The 17,422-nt window shown below is 39.4% G+C and carries 19 protein-coding genes and 1 pseudogene; 2 read left to right on the top strand and 18 right to left on the bottom strand.

Features of this window, described 5'->3' with window-relative positions:
- Positions 1 to 87: 87 nt before the first annotated feature.
- The 8 genes from LIQ05_RS18575 to LIQ05_RS18540 form a co-directional block, all read right to left on the bottom strand.
- A complete protein-coding gene (locus tag LIQ05_RS18575) occupies positions 88 to 696 on the bottom strand; it encodes a DUF6664 family protein (protein ID WP_226822834.1) in 609 nt (202 codons plus the stop codon).
- Between the two features lie 199 nt (positions 697 to 895).
- Positions 896 to 1,612: a flavodoxin gene (locus LIQ05_RS18570; RefSeq protein ID WP_226822833.1), complete on the bottom strand. Its 717-nt coding sequence runs from the start codon at positions 1,610 to 1,612 to the stop codon at positions 896 to 898.
- A gap of 120 nt (positions 1,613 to 1,732) precedes the next feature.
- A complete protein-coding gene (locus LIQ05_RS18565) occupies positions 1,733 to 2,293 on the bottom strand; it encodes a flavodoxin (protein WP_226822832.1) in 561 nt (186 codons plus the stop codon).
- Between the two features lie 18 nt (positions 2,294 to 2,311).
- Positions 2,312 to 3,406, bottom strand: a complete 1,095-nt coding sequence (locus LIQ05_RS18560) for an alpha/beta hydrolase (RefSeq protein ID WP_226822831.1) — start codon at positions 3,404 to 3,406, stop codon at positions 2,312 to 2,314.
- Between the two features lie 162 nt (positions 3,407 to 3,568).
- Positions 3,569 to 4,243: a flavodoxin gene (locus LIQ05_RS18555; RefSeq protein ID WP_226822830.1), complete on the bottom strand. Its 675-nt coding sequence runs from the start codon at positions 4,241 to 4,243 to the stop codon at positions 3,569 to 3,571.
- 12 nt (positions 4,244 to 4,255) lie between these two features.
- Positions 4,256 to 5,395, bottom strand: coding sequence for an alpha/beta hydrolase (locus LIQ05_RS18550; RefSeq protein WP_226822829.1), 1,140 nt, complete (start codon positions 5,393 to 5,395; stop codon positions 4,256 to 4,258).
- Between the two features lie 15 nt (positions 5,396 to 5,410).
- Positions 5,411 to 5,860, bottom strand: coding sequence for a flavodoxin family protein (locus LIQ05_RS18545; protein ID WP_226822828.1), 450 nt, complete (start codon positions 5,858 to 5,860; stop codon positions 5,411 to 5,413).
- Between the two features lie 23 nt (positions 5,861 to 5,883).
- Positions 5,884 to 6,729, bottom strand: a complete 846-nt coding sequence (locus LIQ05_RS18540; protein WP_226822827.1) for an aldo/keto reductase — start codon at positions 6,727 to 6,729, stop codon at positions 5,884 to 5,886.
- 235 nt (positions 6,730 to 6,964) lie between these two features.
- Between LIQ05_RS18540 and LIQ05_RS18535 the strand changes: the two genes are divergently transcribed.
- Entirely contained in the window at positions 6,965 to 7,852 is an 888-nt protein-coding gene (locus LIQ05_RS18535; RefSeq protein WP_226822826.1) for an aldo/keto reductase, read from the top strand.
- Between the two features lie 183 nt (positions 7,853 to 8,035).
- Here the strand turns inward: LIQ05_RS18535 and LIQ05_RS18530 are convergent, their stop codons facing one another.
- The 10 genes and pseudogenes from LIQ05_RS18530 to LIQ05_RS18485 all read right to left on the bottom strand — a co-directional run bounded on the left by LIQ05_RS18530 (position 8,036) and on the right by LIQ05_RS18485 (position 16,655).
- Positions 8,036 to 8,368: a carboxylesterase family protein gene (locus LIQ05_RS18530; RefSeq protein WP_226822825.1), complete on the bottom strand. Its 333-nt coding sequence runs from the start codon at positions 8,366 to 8,368 to the stop codon at positions 8,036 to 8,038.
- Entirely contained in the window at positions 8,358 to 9,362 is a 1,005-nt protein-coding gene (locus LIQ05_RS18525; RefSeq protein WP_226822824.1) for a carboxylesterase family protein, read from the bottom strand. The genes LIQ05_RS18530 and LIQ05_RS18525 overlap by 11 nt, the downstream gene beginning before the upstream one ends.
- Position 9,363: 1 nt before the next feature.
- Positions 9,364 to 9,789 (bottom strand): hypothetical protein, encoded by a 426-nt coding sequence (locus LIQ05_RS18520; RefSeq protein WP_226822823.1) that lies wholly within the window; start codon positions 9,787 to 9,789, stop codon positions 9,364 to 9,366.
- Positions 9,713 to 10,162 carry a glycoside hydrolase family 3 C-terminal domain-containing protein gene (locus tag LIQ05_RS18515; RefSeq protein WP_226822822.1) on the bottom strand — a complete coding sequence of 150 codons (450 nt, stop codon included), beginning with the start codon at positions 10,160 to 10,162 and terminating at the stop codon, positions 9,713 to 9,715. Before LIQ05_RS18515 ends, LIQ05_RS18520 begins: the two co-directional genes overlap by 77 nt.
- Before the next feature lie 240 nt (positions 10,163 to 10,402).
- Positions 10,403 to 10,800 (bottom strand): annotated as a pseudogene (locus tag LIQ05_RS20790) (ATP-binding protein).
- A 923-nt stretch (positions 10,801 to 11,723) separates the two neighbouring features.
- Positions 11,724 to 12,431 (bottom strand): LytR/AlgR family response regulator transcription factor, encoded by a 708-nt coding sequence (locus tag LIQ05_RS18505; protein ID WP_226822821.1) that lies wholly within the window; start codon positions 12,429 to 12,431, stop codon positions 11,724 to 11,726.
- A 305-nt stretch (positions 12,432 to 12,736) separates the two neighbouring features.
- Positions 12,737 to 13,438: a DUF4405 domain-containing protein gene (locus LIQ05_RS18500; protein WP_264292808.1), complete on the bottom strand. Its 702-nt coding sequence runs from the start codon at positions 13,436 to 13,438 to the stop codon at positions 12,737 to 12,739.
- On the bottom strand, positions 13,410 to 14,411 hold the full coding sequence (locus LIQ05_RS18495; protein ID WP_226822820.1) for an alpha/beta hydrolase: 1,002 nt from the start codon (positions 14,409 to 14,411) through the stop codon (positions 13,410 to 13,412). Before LIQ05_RS18495 ends, LIQ05_RS18500 begins: the two co-directional genes overlap by 29 nt.
- A 43-nt stretch (positions 14,412 to 14,454) precedes the next feature.
- Complete coding sequence (locus LIQ05_RS18490) at positions 14,455 to 15,624, bottom strand: iron-containing alcohol dehydrogenase (RefSeq protein ID WP_226822819.1); 1,170 nt, start codon at positions 15,622 to 15,624, stop codon at positions 14,455 to 14,457.
- A gap of 134 nt (positions 15,625 to 15,758) precedes the next feature.
- A complete protein-coding gene (locus LIQ05_RS18485) occupies positions 15,759 to 16,655 on the bottom strand; it encodes a LysR family transcriptional regulator (RefSeq protein WP_226822818.1) in 897 nt (298 codons plus the stop codon).
- 174 nt (positions 16,656 to 16,829) lie between these two features.
- Between LIQ05_RS18485 and LIQ05_RS18480 the strand changes: the two genes are divergently transcribed.
- A complete protein-coding gene (locus tag LIQ05_RS18480; RefSeq protein ID WP_226822817.1) occupies positions 16,830 to 17,243 on the top strand; it encodes a MerR family transcriptional regulator in 414 nt (137 codons plus the stop codon).
- Positions 17,244 to 17,422 lie beyond the last annotated feature (179 nt).

Genomic DNA, 17,422 nt, shown 5'->3' with positions numbered 1-17,422 from the left:
CATACATATTTCTCATTGATGGCAAAGATGAATAGAAGTGACAAATGGGGAAGTTTCTTTCGTGCTTCCCCATTTTATCCGTCTCTTTTACAGATTCAGTAATTCCAGGATTTTCTGCATACCGGCCTGATATAAAGATTCCGCATATAATATCCATCTCTCACTGACTTCAGTAACATATACGTCTATCATTTTTCGCTTTTCTTTTGATAATCCCATTGTCTGAATTTGTTTTTCATATTTTGATATTTTTTCCAGCATTTCCTGGTACACTGTATTTTCTTTCAGCTGATCTTCTACCTCATCAATCCAGGTATCCATCAGCAACTCCAGCAGTTTTTGTGTGTCACCGTCATCCTTTCCCAGTATTGCTTTTTTTATTTTCCCCAGCATAGCTCCATAAGAAATCATTTGAGCCTGCCCCATATAAAAATGGTACTGTTCTTCTATCATTTCCTTCTCGCTCTCCAGTTGGAAATATCGGTGCACTGCCTTATGCTCTTCTGTCTTTAGGCTAATTGGCTCATTCGACTCCATAAGTGTTTCTATTACTGGATACTTCTCTATAAGTTCCAGTATTTTCTTTTGCAGTCTCTGGTATTCCGTATCGTGCTTCTTCAGATAAGTGCACACCTGTTCGCCTATTCGTATCCCCAAACACTGTTCGTTCCAGATGATATCTGGCTGTTCTGCCATAGCGGTTTCTCCCTTCTGTGTGGTTTCTTCTGTTGCAAGCACAAGACTATACCACACTTCCGGGAGAAAGCTATTCAGCAGATCTACTGAAATGGCCGGGCAGATACTGTGCAACCAGCCTATTGTTGCCAAATATTAGAAAAGCAGCAGAAACTTGACTTTTAATCGTTGTTCCTGCTGCTCATAGCATTCTTTATATTTAGTTCAGATTCAGGCTTTTTACCCAGTCCTGAACCTCTTCTTCTGATGCATTGGAAGAAAATCTCTTTCCTTCCTGCCAGTCTCCAGTTCCCGCCATTTCCTCCAAGAGTTTTCCGCTATCTCCAATTCCAGAGGAAGCTGATGTACAAAATGGAATAACTGTTTTTCCTGTAAAATCATTGTTTTTGATGAACTGATTTACTGGCCATGCAGCCACTGCCCACCACACGGGATAACCTATCAAAATCTCATCGTACTCACTGAAGTTATCGACCGTCGTAGAAACCAGATCTACATCTCTCAGGCTCTCATCGTCATGCTCTCTTGATACTCGGCTGTCGTCATTTGTCCAGTCAAGATCCTCATCTGTATAAGGTTCTACAGACTCCAGCTCAAATAAATCTCCACCCGTTGCATCTGCAATATAATTTGCTACGGCTTTTGTACTTCCTGTTGCAGAGTAATATACAACCAGAACTTTACCTGTTTCTCCTGTGCTATCCTGTGCAGGTGCTTCAGTTGCTGCCGCTTCTGTCACTGCTGCTGTTATTTCTGCTTCATCAGAATTTTCGTTCTCTGAACTCTCCTGTTCAGTCTCTGTATTCTGTGCGGTTTCACTACCCTGATTATCTAATTTATTCGATCCGCATCCTGTCAGTAAAACTCCTGCTAATATACAAACGGCAAGTAACATCCAACTTATATGTTTCTTCACTTACAGCAGCTCCTTTTCTATGTCATTCTCTACATAAACGTGATACACATTTTTCTGCATTATTTGTGTATACCGTAGTTTTCAACCTCATATTTATAACTCAATACACGCTATACACTACTATAAACTATACTCCATTTTAGGATAACCAATGAATACAGTGTCATAAGAATCCCAGTTATCTACAGATGTGGATACCAGATCTACATCTCTTAAACTTTCATCATCATGTTCTCTGGATACACGACTATCATCATTTGTCCAGTCCAGATCATCATCTGTATAAGGTTCCACCGGCTGGATTTCAAATAAATCACCACCTGTTGTATCTGCGATTGTCTGTGCAACTCCTTCAGTAGTTCCTGTTGCAGAATAATATACAACCAGAGTTTTTCCTGTAGCTTCCGTATCCTCTGCAACAGCTGTTTCAGAGGAATCATCGGTTTCTGCTGGTGTAGGTGTTTCTGTGTTTTCAGATGTATCCGTACTTTCAGTTGTTTCTGTATTTTCAGAATCCTCCGTTGCATCTGCTGTTTCACTTGCAGAAGAACTGCTAGTCTCATTCTGAGAAGAACTTTCTGTGTTATCTGTCTGACTCCTGGAACTGCTGCCGCATCCTGCAAGCATACTTGCTGCTACAATACCTGTAAGAATAACTGAAATTATTTTTTTTGCTTTCATTTTTGTCCTCCCCTTTACTTATGCTTCTACATTTTCTTGTATCCAGTTTTCAATATGTTCCTGGATCACATCATTATTCAGATCCTGGAACATAAAATGATCATTTCCTGTAATGCCCTCTTTCGGAAGATCGACTACAGTACAGTTTCCGCCTGCTTTTGTATAGGCATCTGCAAAATCGTAACATGCCTGGCGCATTCCCTGCCACATACCTGTTGCCTGGATTACAGTATCACCATTATCAATATAATCCCCAAAATACATAGTAACTGGAATTTTCTTTTCGAGGACTGTCTGGTAATCTTCTGAATCTGATGATGGTGCTCCGCCTGGTTCGATTGCTACAATCGCTACAATATGATCTGTATATTTAGCAGCTGTCCAGCCTGGACCGCCGCCCTGTGAATGAGTTACAAGAATAGAATCTTTTCCTGATCTTTCATATACCTCATCTACTGTGGCGGCCAGTGCCTGGGCAACTACATCATTATCAAAATCTCCACCCATATCAGAAGTCATTCCTGTATCCGGAGTCATCTGACGGAAAAACTGATCTACAGAATTATCATCATTAGGAAACTGAGAGCCTTCATTTGGAACTGATTTTCCATCTTCCCAACGACCGATACGAAATTGTGTATACCAGCGCTGATCCAGAGTTTTTGTACTGATCGTACCGCTTACAGATGTCTGTCCTGCTTCTCCTCGTCTTGGTTCATCTACAAGATAAACACTATGTCCATCTCTGAGAAACATTTCTGCCCATCCTTCTCTTCCATCCGGAGTTGTCATCCAACCCATACGTGACTGTCCATATCCATGCAGGAATACCATTGGCAAACTGGTTTCTTCTTCCGGAATCTGGTATAAAACATTTGCATGATCTACATGAGATGTCTGACCGGCACCGGTCTCTTCCCACTGATCTTCCGGATTAAAGGTACCATCTGAAGTAATAGTAATTCCTCCCGCTGAAAAAATGCCCTGTTCTGCAATTGTGAGAGGTTCTGTTGTTTCTGTATTATCAGCAGCATATGTGCTGACAGTTCCGCCCATCAGACTTGTTACTGTTGCACCGATCATCAGCAGGGAAAGTCGTTTTTTTGAATTCATTCTTGCATCTCCTTTTTTTATTATCTTTTTTACAGCTATATTGTAACTCAGGTTATTTTCGATAAGAAGATTCGCTATGTTTTGCAGTTTAAACCTTTTGGTTAAAACTCATCAGACAACAAAAGGGAGCCTTTCTGCCGGCTCCCTAATATATTGTGCTTTTTATGATATAGTTCCAATTTCTTTTAACCATGTTTTTATTTCCGCAGAGTCAGAATTGTGAATCCGATGTCCTTCCAGAACTTCTGCATTTTTAGCATTCTTTCTTATATAATCCATGCTTACATCAATTCCATTATCCTGACTGGTACAGAATGGTACTATGGTTTTTCCTGAAAGATCATAACTTTCCAGAAAAGATCCAATCGCCATAGGTGCATTAAACCACCAGATTGGATAACCCACATAAATCGTGTCATACGCATCCAGATTTTCCGGTTTTGCGGCCAGTACAGGACGCATATTCAAAGTATTCTCAATCCATGCCCTTGCTGCTGTACCCATAAATGATTTACGATAATACCGGCTTGTCTTTATCTGATACATATCTGCTCCGGTGATCTGCTGGATTATCTGTGCTGCGGCTTCGGTATCACTGCCGGATATCTCAGAGTTGGAACTTACTGTTGCTGATGAAACTGCATCCGGTTCCCCGGGTATTTCACCCATCCTTGAAAAATATACGATCAGAGATTTGCTCCCATCTGCTCCTGCTGTCACATTATCACTGGCATCTGTAATTTTACTGCCCATAAATAAATATCCGCATCCACCGGCAAGAATGATCATGAGAATCAAGATTATGATCAGCAATCTTTTTAATTTCTTTTTATTCATGCCTGTTTCTCATCACTCCTGTTTGAAAATCTCTTCCAGCCAGTCTGCATACTGTTTTATCCATCCTCCGTCGGAGCCGAAACCATGTGGCCACCCATTCAGAACGATCCGGCTGGTCTGGATACCTATATTCCTGATCACATCATACTGTTCCTCAAACTGATCATAAAATGGATCTTCAGTACCGTATACATAGAACGTTGGAGGAAGATCTCCTTCTGAAAGCCAGTCTGGATCCATGTTTCCCACACTTAATCTTCCATAGAAAGAATAGATCATACCGTCAGCAGAAGCGTGAGCCGGAATCTGGTCTAATTCATCTGGGACATAGGAAGAATCCAGTGCTGTTCCATTTACATCCTCATCGTAATGCATAAGAAACTCACCTGCCTGAATTCCTCCGGCGGAAAATCCCATGACTGCAATATCATCTGGTTCAATTCCATATACATCTGCATTTTTCCGGATAAACCGGACGGCTCTGGCAACATCGAGAGCCCCCTCTTCCTGAGTATACGGAGAAAGCCTGTAATCTACAATAAATGTCTGGAAACCGTATTCGCGGAGAGCTGCTGCAGTTGGCAGGGAATCTGTATAATTTCCACGGAACTGATAAGCTCCTCCCGCCATCAGTACAACAGCACCTTTTGGCGTTACACCTTTCGCAACAGGAATTGCTGTCACATAAGGGCGGAAATCCCAGTCGTCAAAATAACCAGTCATGTCTTTTGTAAACGTTGTTTTTGCAGGGACATTTTCCTCTTCCCATAAATAGAGAACCTGGATGTTGTCCGGATCTGCATCTGTATTCAAAACTGTATCATTTTGTTCTGGCTCCGGCATTTTTTTCAACATATAATTTCTGGAAAAATCACTGATCTTTCCACTGCCAAAATCATAAGCTGCCGGAAAATCATCTGGAGTTCCGATTGTATTGTCAGAACTTCCTTCCTGCATATCTGTTTCTCCTTTTGATGCACTTTGAGAATTATTTTCACTGTCAGAATCTTTACCCTTTCCTATCGCATCCTCAATGGCATCAAGCCCTTCTTCCAGCTGATTATTTTCTGCCTTTATAACACTGACGTTTCCATATACTGTACTTCCAAGCAAAGCTGCAAGACCAAGCATCGCTATCTTGTTTGCTTTCATTCAGATGAGTTCTCCTTATAGTTTTTCAGACATTTTCTGTGCTTCTAATCTGTCTGTTGCCATTCCCATGTATGTCATTCCATAAAGCCCTGCAAAACGTTTCATGGTATATTCTCCAGCTTCCATCATCCATTTCTCAGGAGCTGCACCCTGAAACAGAAAATACATTTTTTTGCCTGAAAGTTCATTCTGCTGTACCAGTCCATAGAAACGGTCAAGCACATTTCGTACAGCACCGCAGATATTGTGCCAGTATAATGGAGATCCGATCACGATTGTATCGGCTTCTTTCATCTTTGAAATAATTTCAGAAAGCTGGTCATCCTTGAATTTGTGACCATAACTGTAAACCTTATATTCTGTCAGATTCAATGTTTCGTATTCCTTACCTTTCAGTAAAGTCTGTGCCAATGCGACAGTATTCCCATTTTTATTCGGACTTCCATTGATAAATAAGATACTCATAAATTTATTCTCCTCTTTCATTCCTATTTCTGTTCATCTACCGGCGGAATCATTTCTACATATTTTTTCAGAAGTTCCGGTGTCTGATGATAATAGGTTTCATTTTTATTTAATGCTACGATTTCTTTCATCTCTTCTTCTGTAAGCTGGAAATCAAACAGATCCAGATTGGCTTTGATATGCTCTGGATTTTTGGAACCTGGGATTACAATGTTTCCATCCTGAATGTGCCAACGGAGAATGATCTGTGCTGTACTTTTCTTATATTTACTTCCATCAGCTACAAAAGCCGGCTCTTTCATCAGTCCTGCATCGCCATGTCCAAGCGGATACCATGCCTGAATCTTAATACCCTCTTTTGCAAGAAATTCTTTCAGCTCTTTTTTCTGATCATATGGATGAACTTCTGTCTGTAAAACAGTTGGCTTTACCTCACAGATACCTAAAATTTCCTGGACACCTTCTTTTGTAAAGTTTGACAGCCCTATAGCTTTTACCTTTCCCTCTTTGTATGCTTTTTCCATCAGGCGATAACCGGCAATATAATTTCCTGCAGGCTGATGGATCAGTAACAGATCAATATAATCTGTATCCAGTCTTTCCAGAGTTTTTTCTACAGCATCTTCATTCTCATAAAAAGACGGCCACAGCTTGGTTTCAAGAAAGATATCTTCTCTTGGCACACCAGATTTCTTAATTGCACGTCCTACGGCTTTCTCGTTCATATAAGCATTGGCCGTATCAATCAGACGATAGCCTTCTTTCAGTGCAGATAAAACAGAGTTCTCTGCTTCATCCGGTGAAAGAAGAAAAGTTCCGATTCCTGCCATTGGCATTTTGATTCCATTATTTAATATTGTATATTCCATTTTTTGACTTGTCTCCTTTTCAACTTTATTTCTGACTGTATTATATAATCTTTCCATTTTAACTGGAAGTTTCTATTAGTTATGTAGTGTATACCTCTTGGTTTATACTGTCTTATTACTTCTCCAGACTTTACCAAAAGGTTTAAACTGCAAAACAAAGAGAATCTTCAATTTGGGATTTACATTTTCTATAATAAAAGAGAATTAAGAAACAACACGAAAGGAGCAAGATACAATGGAATATGTAACACTTTCGAATGGTGTCAAAATGCCGATCATGGGATATGGCGTATATCAGGTAACAAAGGATGAATGTGAGCGCTGCGTCCTGGATGCATTAAAAGCCGGATACAGAAGTCTGGATACCGCTCAGAGCTACTTTAATGAAGAGGAAGTCGGCAGTGCGATTCAGAAATCAGGACTTCAGAGAGAAGAAATCTTTCTTACCACAAAAGTGTGGGTAGAACATTATGGTTATGATGCCTGTCGAAAATCCGTGGAAGAATCTCTGAAAAAGCTGAAAACAGATTATCTTGATCTGCTTCTTCTGCATCAGCCATTCTCTGATTACTATGGAGCATGGCATGCATTAGAGGATTTATATAAAGAGGGTACTGTGCGTGCAATCGGTGTATCAAACTTCTATCCTGACCGTCTTGTAGATATTGCTTCATTTACAAATATCTGTCCAATGGTCAATCAGGTAGAAACACATCCTCACAATCAGCAGATTGAAGCAAAAAAATGGATGGATAAATATAACATTCAGATTGAAGCCTGGGCTCCATTCGGAGAAGGACGCGGCGGTCTCTTTGAAGAACCTGTATTAAAGGAAATCGGCGCAAAATACGGTAAAACAAGTGCTCAGGTTATCTTACGCTGGCACATCCAGAGAGGCGTTGTAGTTATTCCGAAATCCACACATTATGAACGCATGGTAGAGAATCTTAATGTATTTGACTTCACTCTCTCAGCTGAAGATATGGAAAAGATCACGCAGTTAGACAAAAAGGCAAGCTCTTTCTTCTCTCACTATAATCCGAATATGGTAGAATGGTTCGCAAAAATGGTAGAAGAGCGAAAAAACAACCACAAAAGCGAAACTGAAAAGAAAAACTGGTAATCCGTTATAAATGTTATTAACCTCCATAAAAATGGCCGGAACATATTTCTCCTGATATGTTTCGGTTATTTTATATAGAAAATCCCACTGCTGATATTTATGGCAGTGGGATTTTCCTGTCTGAAAACTGTTTTCAAATTTAATTTTACAAAAATTAATATTTTTCATTGATGTTTATCATTATCAGTACACATAATCTGGTGCAAGCAGACTCATCAGTTTCCTGTCGTGACCGTATACTAAAGTTGAATTTTCATCCAGCAGCATCGTTGCACCATTCTGTCGGTCATATGGTTCCCATTCAGGAAGACCTTCTGCAGACGGAACACCGGTCTTTGCAAAGTTAACCCATGCCTGGCTAATCTGGTCTGCAAGTTTCTGTGCAGTACTGCTGCTCTGAGAATGGTCAAATACAAACGAGATTTCCGCACCATGGAACGCGCCCAGTGCAGAATTATCCCATGTAAATACATAAGCATATACATTTGCACCATTCTGGTCTGCTTTATGAGACATGAGCTTCCTGTGAGGCATCTTCCAGTTTATTCCAGTCTATCTGCTGCAGGTATTCGATATTATTGTTGTCAATTTCAAGTTTATCCAGGATTCTTTCTGTCAGATGAGTGCTGGCCTCCTGACTTGCAAAAGTAACACCCATGGTTTCTGTTGCACCACTCTCTACGATTCCTCTGTGGAATAATCCTTTTGCATATGGAGATGTCATCATAGCAAGTACTTTCGCCCCACCGCCAGACTGACCGAACAAGGTTACATTGTCAGGATCACCACCAAAATCTTCGATATTATTCTGAATCCATTCCAGTGCTTTAACAATATCTGTTAATCCTACATTTCCGGAATACTGATATTTATCATCATAGGCAGACAGATCCAGAAAACCTGCTGCGCCAAGACGATGATTGACAGAAACGACTACAACATCTCCACTTTCGCTCAGGTCTTTTCCATTGTACTGTTCCTGATTGGCAGAACCTGTAGAGAAACCACCACCGTGAAGCCATACCATAACCGCCCTTTTCTTGCCATCCTGAATACCAGGAGTCCAGATATTCAGATTCTGGCAGTTATTATCCGTTCCTTCCTGATTGCCTGAAGACATTCCCAACATTCCACTTTGTGGTGACATAGCACCTATGGAAATCGCCTCAAATATTCCGTCCCATTTCGGAACATCTTCTGCTGGTACAAAGCGTTCTTCTGCCTGCGCATAAGGGACTCCAAGATATTGATAAATATCTTCGTCCAGACTTCCCTGGATCTTTCCATTTGCAGTTTCGACAATAGCCTGATCAGAACCTGTTGCAGACTTAATCAGCGGCTGATAAAAGAAATGCCGGATAACAAAGAACCCTGCAATTCCTATGATCAAAACAACGATCAGAACAACAATCAGTATTTTTTTCCATAATTTCATTTTCTTCTTTGACTTTTTATTTTTTGTATTGTCTGGTGCTGCATTTTCTTTTGGGGACATTTTCTTATCTGACATTTTACTTCTGCTCTCCTTCCGGGAATATAATTTTAAACACAAAGAAAAAAATGATCATGGATACCCCTCCGGTAATAAATGTTACCAGAATGTTATAAACAGCAGGAGAAACATAAGCTGCTGCAACCGGCATCCAGAGATTATTTAATCCGTTGCAGATCAGAGAGATCACAATCCAGGCAATGAAATACCAGATTGCCTGATATACCGGATTTCCGTGGCTCTTAAATGTGATATTTCTCTGAAGTGGGAAGTTAATGCATTGTGCAAGAGAAAATCCTGTTTCATAACTGATAAAATCCCCCAGTCCGCCGCCAATGCTCACTGCTCCGGATGCATCTCTTAAGACTTCATATCCCAGCAGACTCCATGTCTCTGTATTCTTTATAGAAATCAGAAAGTTCTGTATTTGTTTCAAACCCGGCATTGGAAAGACCCTCCAAAAGATCTACAAAGTGATAGTTATCATTTAATGCACCTGATCCGGTTTCTCCATAGCAGGGAGCTGTTGATGCACAGCCAAATACGTTCAGTTTTTTCTCATTTGCTAATGCGAGCATCTGGTTTTCATTTTTTAACAGGACAATGCCTTCTCCTGCGATTTCTTCAGCGAGTTTTTCTGCATTGTCAATACTTTCATCTGTCAGAGTACCTGTTCCAGATGCCAGTGAAAGCAGGGTGTACATAGGACCTGTACATATCAGATTAAGCACAACTGCCACTCCGGTAACCATCGCTACAAATGCCTGCATACGGATGATGTATTTTTTATGTTTTGCAAGCTTCAGACAGGCAACCATAACAATAACAGCGACAGCAATGATAATACCGATTGCTATCAGATACTATTTGATCTGAGTGATCGTGCTGACTACGTCACTCCAGTTAAGTTCGAGCATTTTTTCTTCCTCTTTCCTTTCTTTTTTTCAGATAAACGGCCGTTTCTCTTCCGATGTAACGGATTTTATCATAATAAAAAATTTGTGCTCGTTTTTGTCGCAACTAACAAATATATGGCACAAAATGCAAAAATAAGTGAATCAATGTTCGTCTTCTTTCTGATTTGGAATGAGAATACATAATTCAAACCAGTTATCTTTATAAGCAGTAGTAATGTTTCCGCCATATTTTTCTATGGAATACCGAATACTTTTTATTCCGTAACCATGATTTTTCTTATTTTTTTTGTTGTAAGAAGTTCTTTGCCTTTCCAGACAGGCTCCTTTTCGCAGTAATTTCTTATCTGTATAAAGATGAAATCATTTTTCTGAGTCAGAGACAGGTGTATCATTCGTTTCTCCGAGTTTTCGACCATGAGGACACTTTCTATGGCATTATCCAGAGCATTACCAATGACTGTACAAATATCTGTCACATGAATGGAATCCAGAAGAGCCCCATCTGCAACACATGTAAAATGGATCTTCTGTTTTTTCATAAGCTGGCCTTTGGCAGACAAAATGACATCAAGTACCCGGTTTCCTGTAGGATCAACAAAGTTATTGGAATCCAGCTCATGCTCCAGGGTAGCCAGCCATTCTTCTCTTTTCTGCAAATCTGTTTCTGCCCGGAGCAGAGCAATATGATGTTTCAGATCATGTCTCTGTATCCGGATAAATTCCATGCTGTCCTGATAACTGCGGTATTGATCGTACTGACTTTTCAGCATTGTCTGGATACTTTCCATTTCTTTTTTAGATATATATTCACTAACTCTGCTCTGAAAAGCATATAATACTGCGATTCCTGAAAAATCTATCAGAGTGCGCATTTCAAAAATGTTCAATCGTACTGCATTGTTAAAAGGCTGGTCTGCAACCAGAAAATTGATGTTGCTGAAAGCGAATGTCATAATTACCAGCGCAACGGTTGAGATAAGTTCCCATACAGAGAGTTCCTGTAAAAATTCTTTTGTCAAAAGTGCAACTTCCAGATAGAAAACAACCCAGAACATTCCAATATAAATAATCGCAAGCAGGATAAGGTTTTCTCCCGGAAACTGCAGGTTCCATTTTAGAAGATAGATATAAAGCTGCCATTCCAGTGAAGCGATAAATTCTGCAAGTATAAATGCAATTGCGCAGCAATACAAAGCCTGTCCGGTAGTAAGTTCGCAACACATATAGATAAATGCAAACATACATCCTGCTGCCAGGATCATACATAAAATCCAATATTTCAACGGCACAATGGCGGTTGAAACGAGAATAAAGATCTGCAGCAGCAATGCAATAATACAGAATAGGATATTTTTTCTTCCGGTATATCTTTTTGGAAGAAAAGAGACGTAAGCAAAGCACATGATCCACTCTGCCATAGCAGTACAAATTCTTGGAATATCAGGATAAATTGTCTCCATGGTTACATCACCTCGCTCATATAATTTAAAAGTTTTTGCATAAACTCTTTCTTTTTTTTGCGTCCTACCGACAGACGTTCACCATGTACAATACACTGGTTTTCCTGAATTACTTCTACATACTGCATATTTACAAGAAAACTCTTACTACATCTGAAAAAGCTGTACGGCGACAATACTTTTTCCAGTTCATTCATTGTTCCTCTGACTTCCAGTTCTAGTTCTTCAGCTTTATAGCAGAGATTATGTCCGTGGCTTTCCACATAATAGATGGTAGAAATATCTATTTTTCGAATTCCACCTTCTACGGGAACAGAGATGTAGTGAGTGCTCCTGGTACAGATCTTTTTTATAGCTCTCTTTAATTTTTCTGAAAATGCAAAGTAAGATACGGGTTTTACAATATAATCCATTGCACCAACTTCGTATCCTCGAATGGCGTAGTCTGTCATATTGGTAATAAATATAATAATTACGTCCTGATCCAGCTCACGGATCTTTCTGGCAGCAGACATTCCGTCCAGAAATTTCATCTGAATATCCATCAGAATGATGTCGTAGTTGCTGTCATATCCGTCTGTTATATCACATCCGTCCCGAAACCATTTAACTTCTATCTGGTATCCGTTTTCGTCCTGAAGTTTTTGTATATATTCCATCAATTTATCCACGTATATCTTTTCGTCCTCTACGATCGCCATGCGTATCATTTACTCTTCCCCTCTTCTCCTGTATATTTTATGTCAGGTGTCTATTGCAGTCAGTAATGAATGAGTTATTTTATATTTTTATTATAAAAAACAGGCAGATGAATCAGAAGATTCTCTTGGTTTTGCTGTATGAACCTTTATGTTAAAACTGGATATATAACTAATAAGATGGAATCTCTGTCTGAGACAGATTATGTCAACAACATAAAAAGCTCTCTCAGGCAAATATGATTATCATCTTATCTGCTTAAGAGAGCTTGTATTGCGAGAATTTTTCAAAAAAATTTGATTGTTTAGTATGTGTCTTATGATTTTTTTCTCAGGATCATGCTAAAGTAATATCCAACTATAATAAAAAGACCCATAATAGCAATATAATCTAACATAAAAAATACCAGTGGTTCTGTATAATCAAAGAAAACGAAGTGTTTTTTCAGGAACATATAGCTTCCAATCTGGCGTTTTATAAATGCATGGCATCCGTAGGCAGCAATTACTCCTGCCAAAATCCGGAATATATATTTTTTCTTTCCGGCAGGGAGGTGTATTTTCCTGTCAAGCATCTTGAGAAACATGTTCCAGTGTAGTCCAAGATGCAGAGACATCAGGATAAATCCCCAGTAGGCACAAAGCATATGAATATTTCTCGCCATATTTGCAACGCCTTTGATTTTTATAGCTGCAAATACATATTCTGACAACAGAATACCGCTTACCATGCTCCCGATCATACTGATAAAAATTGCTGCCACTAATATCGTCTGGAGGATACGGAATTTTGTATATTTTCCCTTGAACATATGGGCAGTCCATTTCCTGTTTAATATATGATGCAGGATAAAGAGTAAAAATATCTCTGTTCCAATCCATTCATGTGCTACTCTTCCAACCAGTTCATAGGGCATCAGAAAAAGCAGTGCCGCTGTCATCAGTATATCTATGCATATTTTTAATTTTATTTTTGGTTTCATTTCAGGTTTACCCCATATTGTTTTCCCAGAACTCAACTGCATGATCCAGCCATCCTTCTGCGGCAGTACCTTCTCCCAGTCCAAAACCATGGGAAAGCCCTTTAAAGATTTCTATTTCTGCATTTGTACCGTTGGCTTTTATCCTGTTGATTCGCGTAGACATGGTTTGGTATGATGCAATGCCATCACTTGTTCCCACACATGCGTAAGTTGGCGGCTCTTCTCCTGTAATTTCTGAAAGTCCCGTATACTGCATGATCACTGCTGTTGGTGCGGGATATTCTTTTTCACCAAATGCAGAAGTTCCATAAGTGCCTACCCATGCTGCCATTCTTGCTCCGGCAGAACCACCCCACAAAAAATAATCATCCGGATCTACCTGAAGTTCTTCTGCATGATCTGAAATAAAGGCAATTGCCTTTGAAAGATCCTCACAGGCAGTCTGCGCTCCTGGACGATAGATCAGAGCAAACGCATTGTATCCCTTTTTTGATAATTCTAGTGCATGCGGAAAACTATCCTGCATTCCGGCAACATACATAAATCCTCCGCCTGCATTTAAAACAGCAAACTTCTCTCCGGGATCTCCACGGAAAAAGAACAGTCCAGTCTCCTCTTTTTCCGGGTCTGCTGCCTTCTCTTCATCTGTATAAATGTCATAAAAAATCTGTTCATCTCTGGCAGCCTGATTTTTCATATAATTTGCAATTTCCACAGTTTTGTCCGGATTTACTTCACTGTACCATGGAAGGATTTCCTCTACATCTTCCAGTTCCAGGCTATTGTCAATCTGTATATCTACCGGAAAGATCAGGCGTCCATAACTTCCAAATGCCGGATCATTTATTACATCCTGAACTTTGGTATGGCGGTCATAAACAGCTTCTCTTTCTTTTTTCGTGTTCATCTTATTTCCAGTGTCCTCTTTCCCTGCCGAATCATGTTCCCTGCCTGCAACGATAACGCTGCAGGCAAACAGAACATAAAAACAAATTACTAAAACCTCCATAAAATAACATCTCTTTTTTCTGTGCATTTCTGATACCCCAGATTTATATACATTCCCTGAAGATTTCCAGGATTTCTTCATGTGTCATTTTTTTATAACTTCCAACTGACAGATTACAGGAATCTGCAATTTCTCTCAGATCAATATCCTCCGTAACTCCAAGCTCTTTCAAACTGGTCGGAAGTCCAATCTCTCTGATAAAATCTGCCAGCGCATTTATTCCTGCTTCTGCCAGTGCTTCATCAGTCATATCACCTCTTCTGATTTGCCAGACATTTTCTGCAAAACGGACGAATTTTTTCAGACCATATTTATAAATATGTCGATAATAAACCGGATGCAACACTGCAAGTCCCTCTCCATGGTTGCAGTTTGTAAAAGCTCCAATCTGATGTTCCATCTGATGACATTCAAAATCACACTTTTTACCAAGTTTGATGATACGGTTTTCTGCCATAGTTGCGTCCCACATAAGATTACTGCGTGCTGTATAGTCTTCTGGATTTTTTATTGCCACACGAAGATTCTGGATTACATTTCTCATTAATGCTTCGGAAATATCATCAGATACATTGCTTACGTCCGGTTCACTGAAATATGTCTCCATGATATGCGACAAGATATCAAAACTTCCGGAAACCATCTGTCTGACAGGAACTGTATAAGTATACTCCGGATCCATTAAAGCAAATTTCGGATTACATTTCGGGTAATCCCGACCTGTTTTTACTTTCAGTCCTTCGTTTGTAATCACGGCTCCGCCGTTACATTCGCTTCCTGTTCCTGCGACAGTGACGATCACTCCGAGAGGTAACGGTTCAAAATCAATAATTCCTGGCTTTGCCCAGTATTCTTTCCAGATATCTTTCTTACTAATAGCAGCAAGGGATACTGCTTTGCAGCAGTCCATAACTGAACCACCGCCAATTCCAAGAATCCAGTCTACCTCATTCTCTCTGGCGATCTTTGCCCCTTCCAAGACTTTTTCATAAGTAGGATTTGCCATGATTCCGGAAAATTCGATCACAGTTTTTCCTGCTTTTTCAAGAATACTCGTCACTTCTTCATAAATACCATTTTTCTTAATGGAACAGCCGCCATACGCGAGCAGAACTCTTTCTCCAAATTTACCGGCCCAACAGGAAAGATATTCTTTCACGCATCCTTTTCCAAAAAATACTTTTGTAGAGTTTTCAAAAATAAAGTTATTCAATTCCAAATTTCCTCCTTTTTACTGCTTGGTTCATTTATTATGAATCAATACTTTATGAACATTCTCACTATTCTATTATAAAGAAATGAGACTCCGGCAGAAGTCTCATTTGGTTATGCACTATATACTTTTGGTTATAAGTCTCTGGTTCTTTCAATGGCATCCAGAACTTTTTTAACTTTTCTGGAGGGTTCCTGGGAGTACAGAAGTCCGAAGGGAATTCCGTAATTCCAGTTTACGGGAATAATCTTCATAAGGGGATGAATACTCTCCCAACTCTTTACAGCAAGCAAAACATCATTACTGTTTTCGCAGCGGTTAAAAGTTTCCATATTGTAAAAATCAAAATCCACAATCTGTATTTCCGGGTGATGTTCCCAGAGATCATCTCTTAGAATATCTATATATTCACTCCATCCCCTGTGGATCAGCATAAGATTTTCTCCATACAAATCCTGGATTTCCAGGTATTCTTTCTTAGCAAGACGGTGATGGATAGATACTGCACAGCAGAATTCTTCTCTGCTGATCTCTATTCCTCTGCATTTACGAAGATCCAGCAGTGTATCATCAAAAATCCCTGCAACTACATCAATATTCTGTCCAAGATTGCCAAGGATTTCTCTGGCATTTTCCGGAGTATTTTCAAACGGGATCAACTGAAACTTTATCTCTGGATAAAGTTCCTGTATTTTGGGAAATAAACTGCCAAAAGTCTGCGGTGGTGTCATTGGTGAAATACCTACACGAATGACTTCTTTATCGCCTTGCATTGTATTTTCGGCTCTGATCAGAGATTCTTTACTGTATTGAATAATATACTTGGCATCTTTATAAATAGATTTTCCCGCTTCTGTCACAATAAGTCCCCTATGGGTACGGTCAAATAACTGCAGATTCAGACTGCTTTCCAGAGAATTGATCTGTTTGATCACTGCCGGTGCTGTAATAAACAGTTTTTCTGCTGCCTTACTGAAGCTCCCTGACTCTACAACACACAAAAAAGTTTCAAGCTGAGGATTATAAAGCATATATATTTCTCCTTGATAAAAACATTTTTACTGTTATAATGTAATTATAGTACCCGGTTGTTACTACCGGTCAAGTACTTTTTTTGAATTTTTTCATAAAATGTAAAGGTTAATTCTTGATTCACTGTTGCTTACATTTGACGATTTTTATTTTATATTTTGGGAGGACTCATTATGTTTACAATGAAACAGACATGCAAGCAAACTCAGTTATCATATGAAACCTTGAAATTTTACTGTAACCAGGGATTAGTACCTAACGTAAAACGCGACAAAAATAATCATCGTATTTTTGATGAAAAAGATATTGCATGGATCAACAGCTTAAACTGTTTAAAAAACTGTGGTATGAGTATTAATGAAATGAAAGAATACCTTGCCCTCTGCCTTCAGGGTGAAGCAACAATTCCAGAACGAAAAAGCATCCTTAAACAAAAACGTAGTTCGTTGTTGGCGCAACAACAGCAGATACAAGATGCCATTAATTATATCGACTGGAAACAAGGTTTCTATGATGATGTTCTGGCAGGGAAAAACAGATACTACAGTAATTTGATCAACAATGAGGATTTTAAGTCTCGCATTTAAAGAGATCATAATAACGAGACTGTGAGAAAAAGTCTGTAAATAAGATTCTTCTATGATATGTAAGGGTGGTAAGCTTACAGTTTGAGCTTTTCACCCTTGTTTTATATATAACAGTTGTTGAATCGCATGTCAAGAGCAGGCGGTTTTCCGCCTGTCTTGATCGTCGGTTTACTCGTTAT

The sequence above is a fragment of the Blautia glucerasea genome (genome assembly GCF_020537505.1).
Taxonomy (GTDB): domain Bacteria; phylum Bacillota; class Clostridia; order Lachnospirales; family Lachnospiraceae; genus Blautia_A.
This window is presented reverse-complemented; position numbering and strand designations above follow the sequence as displayed.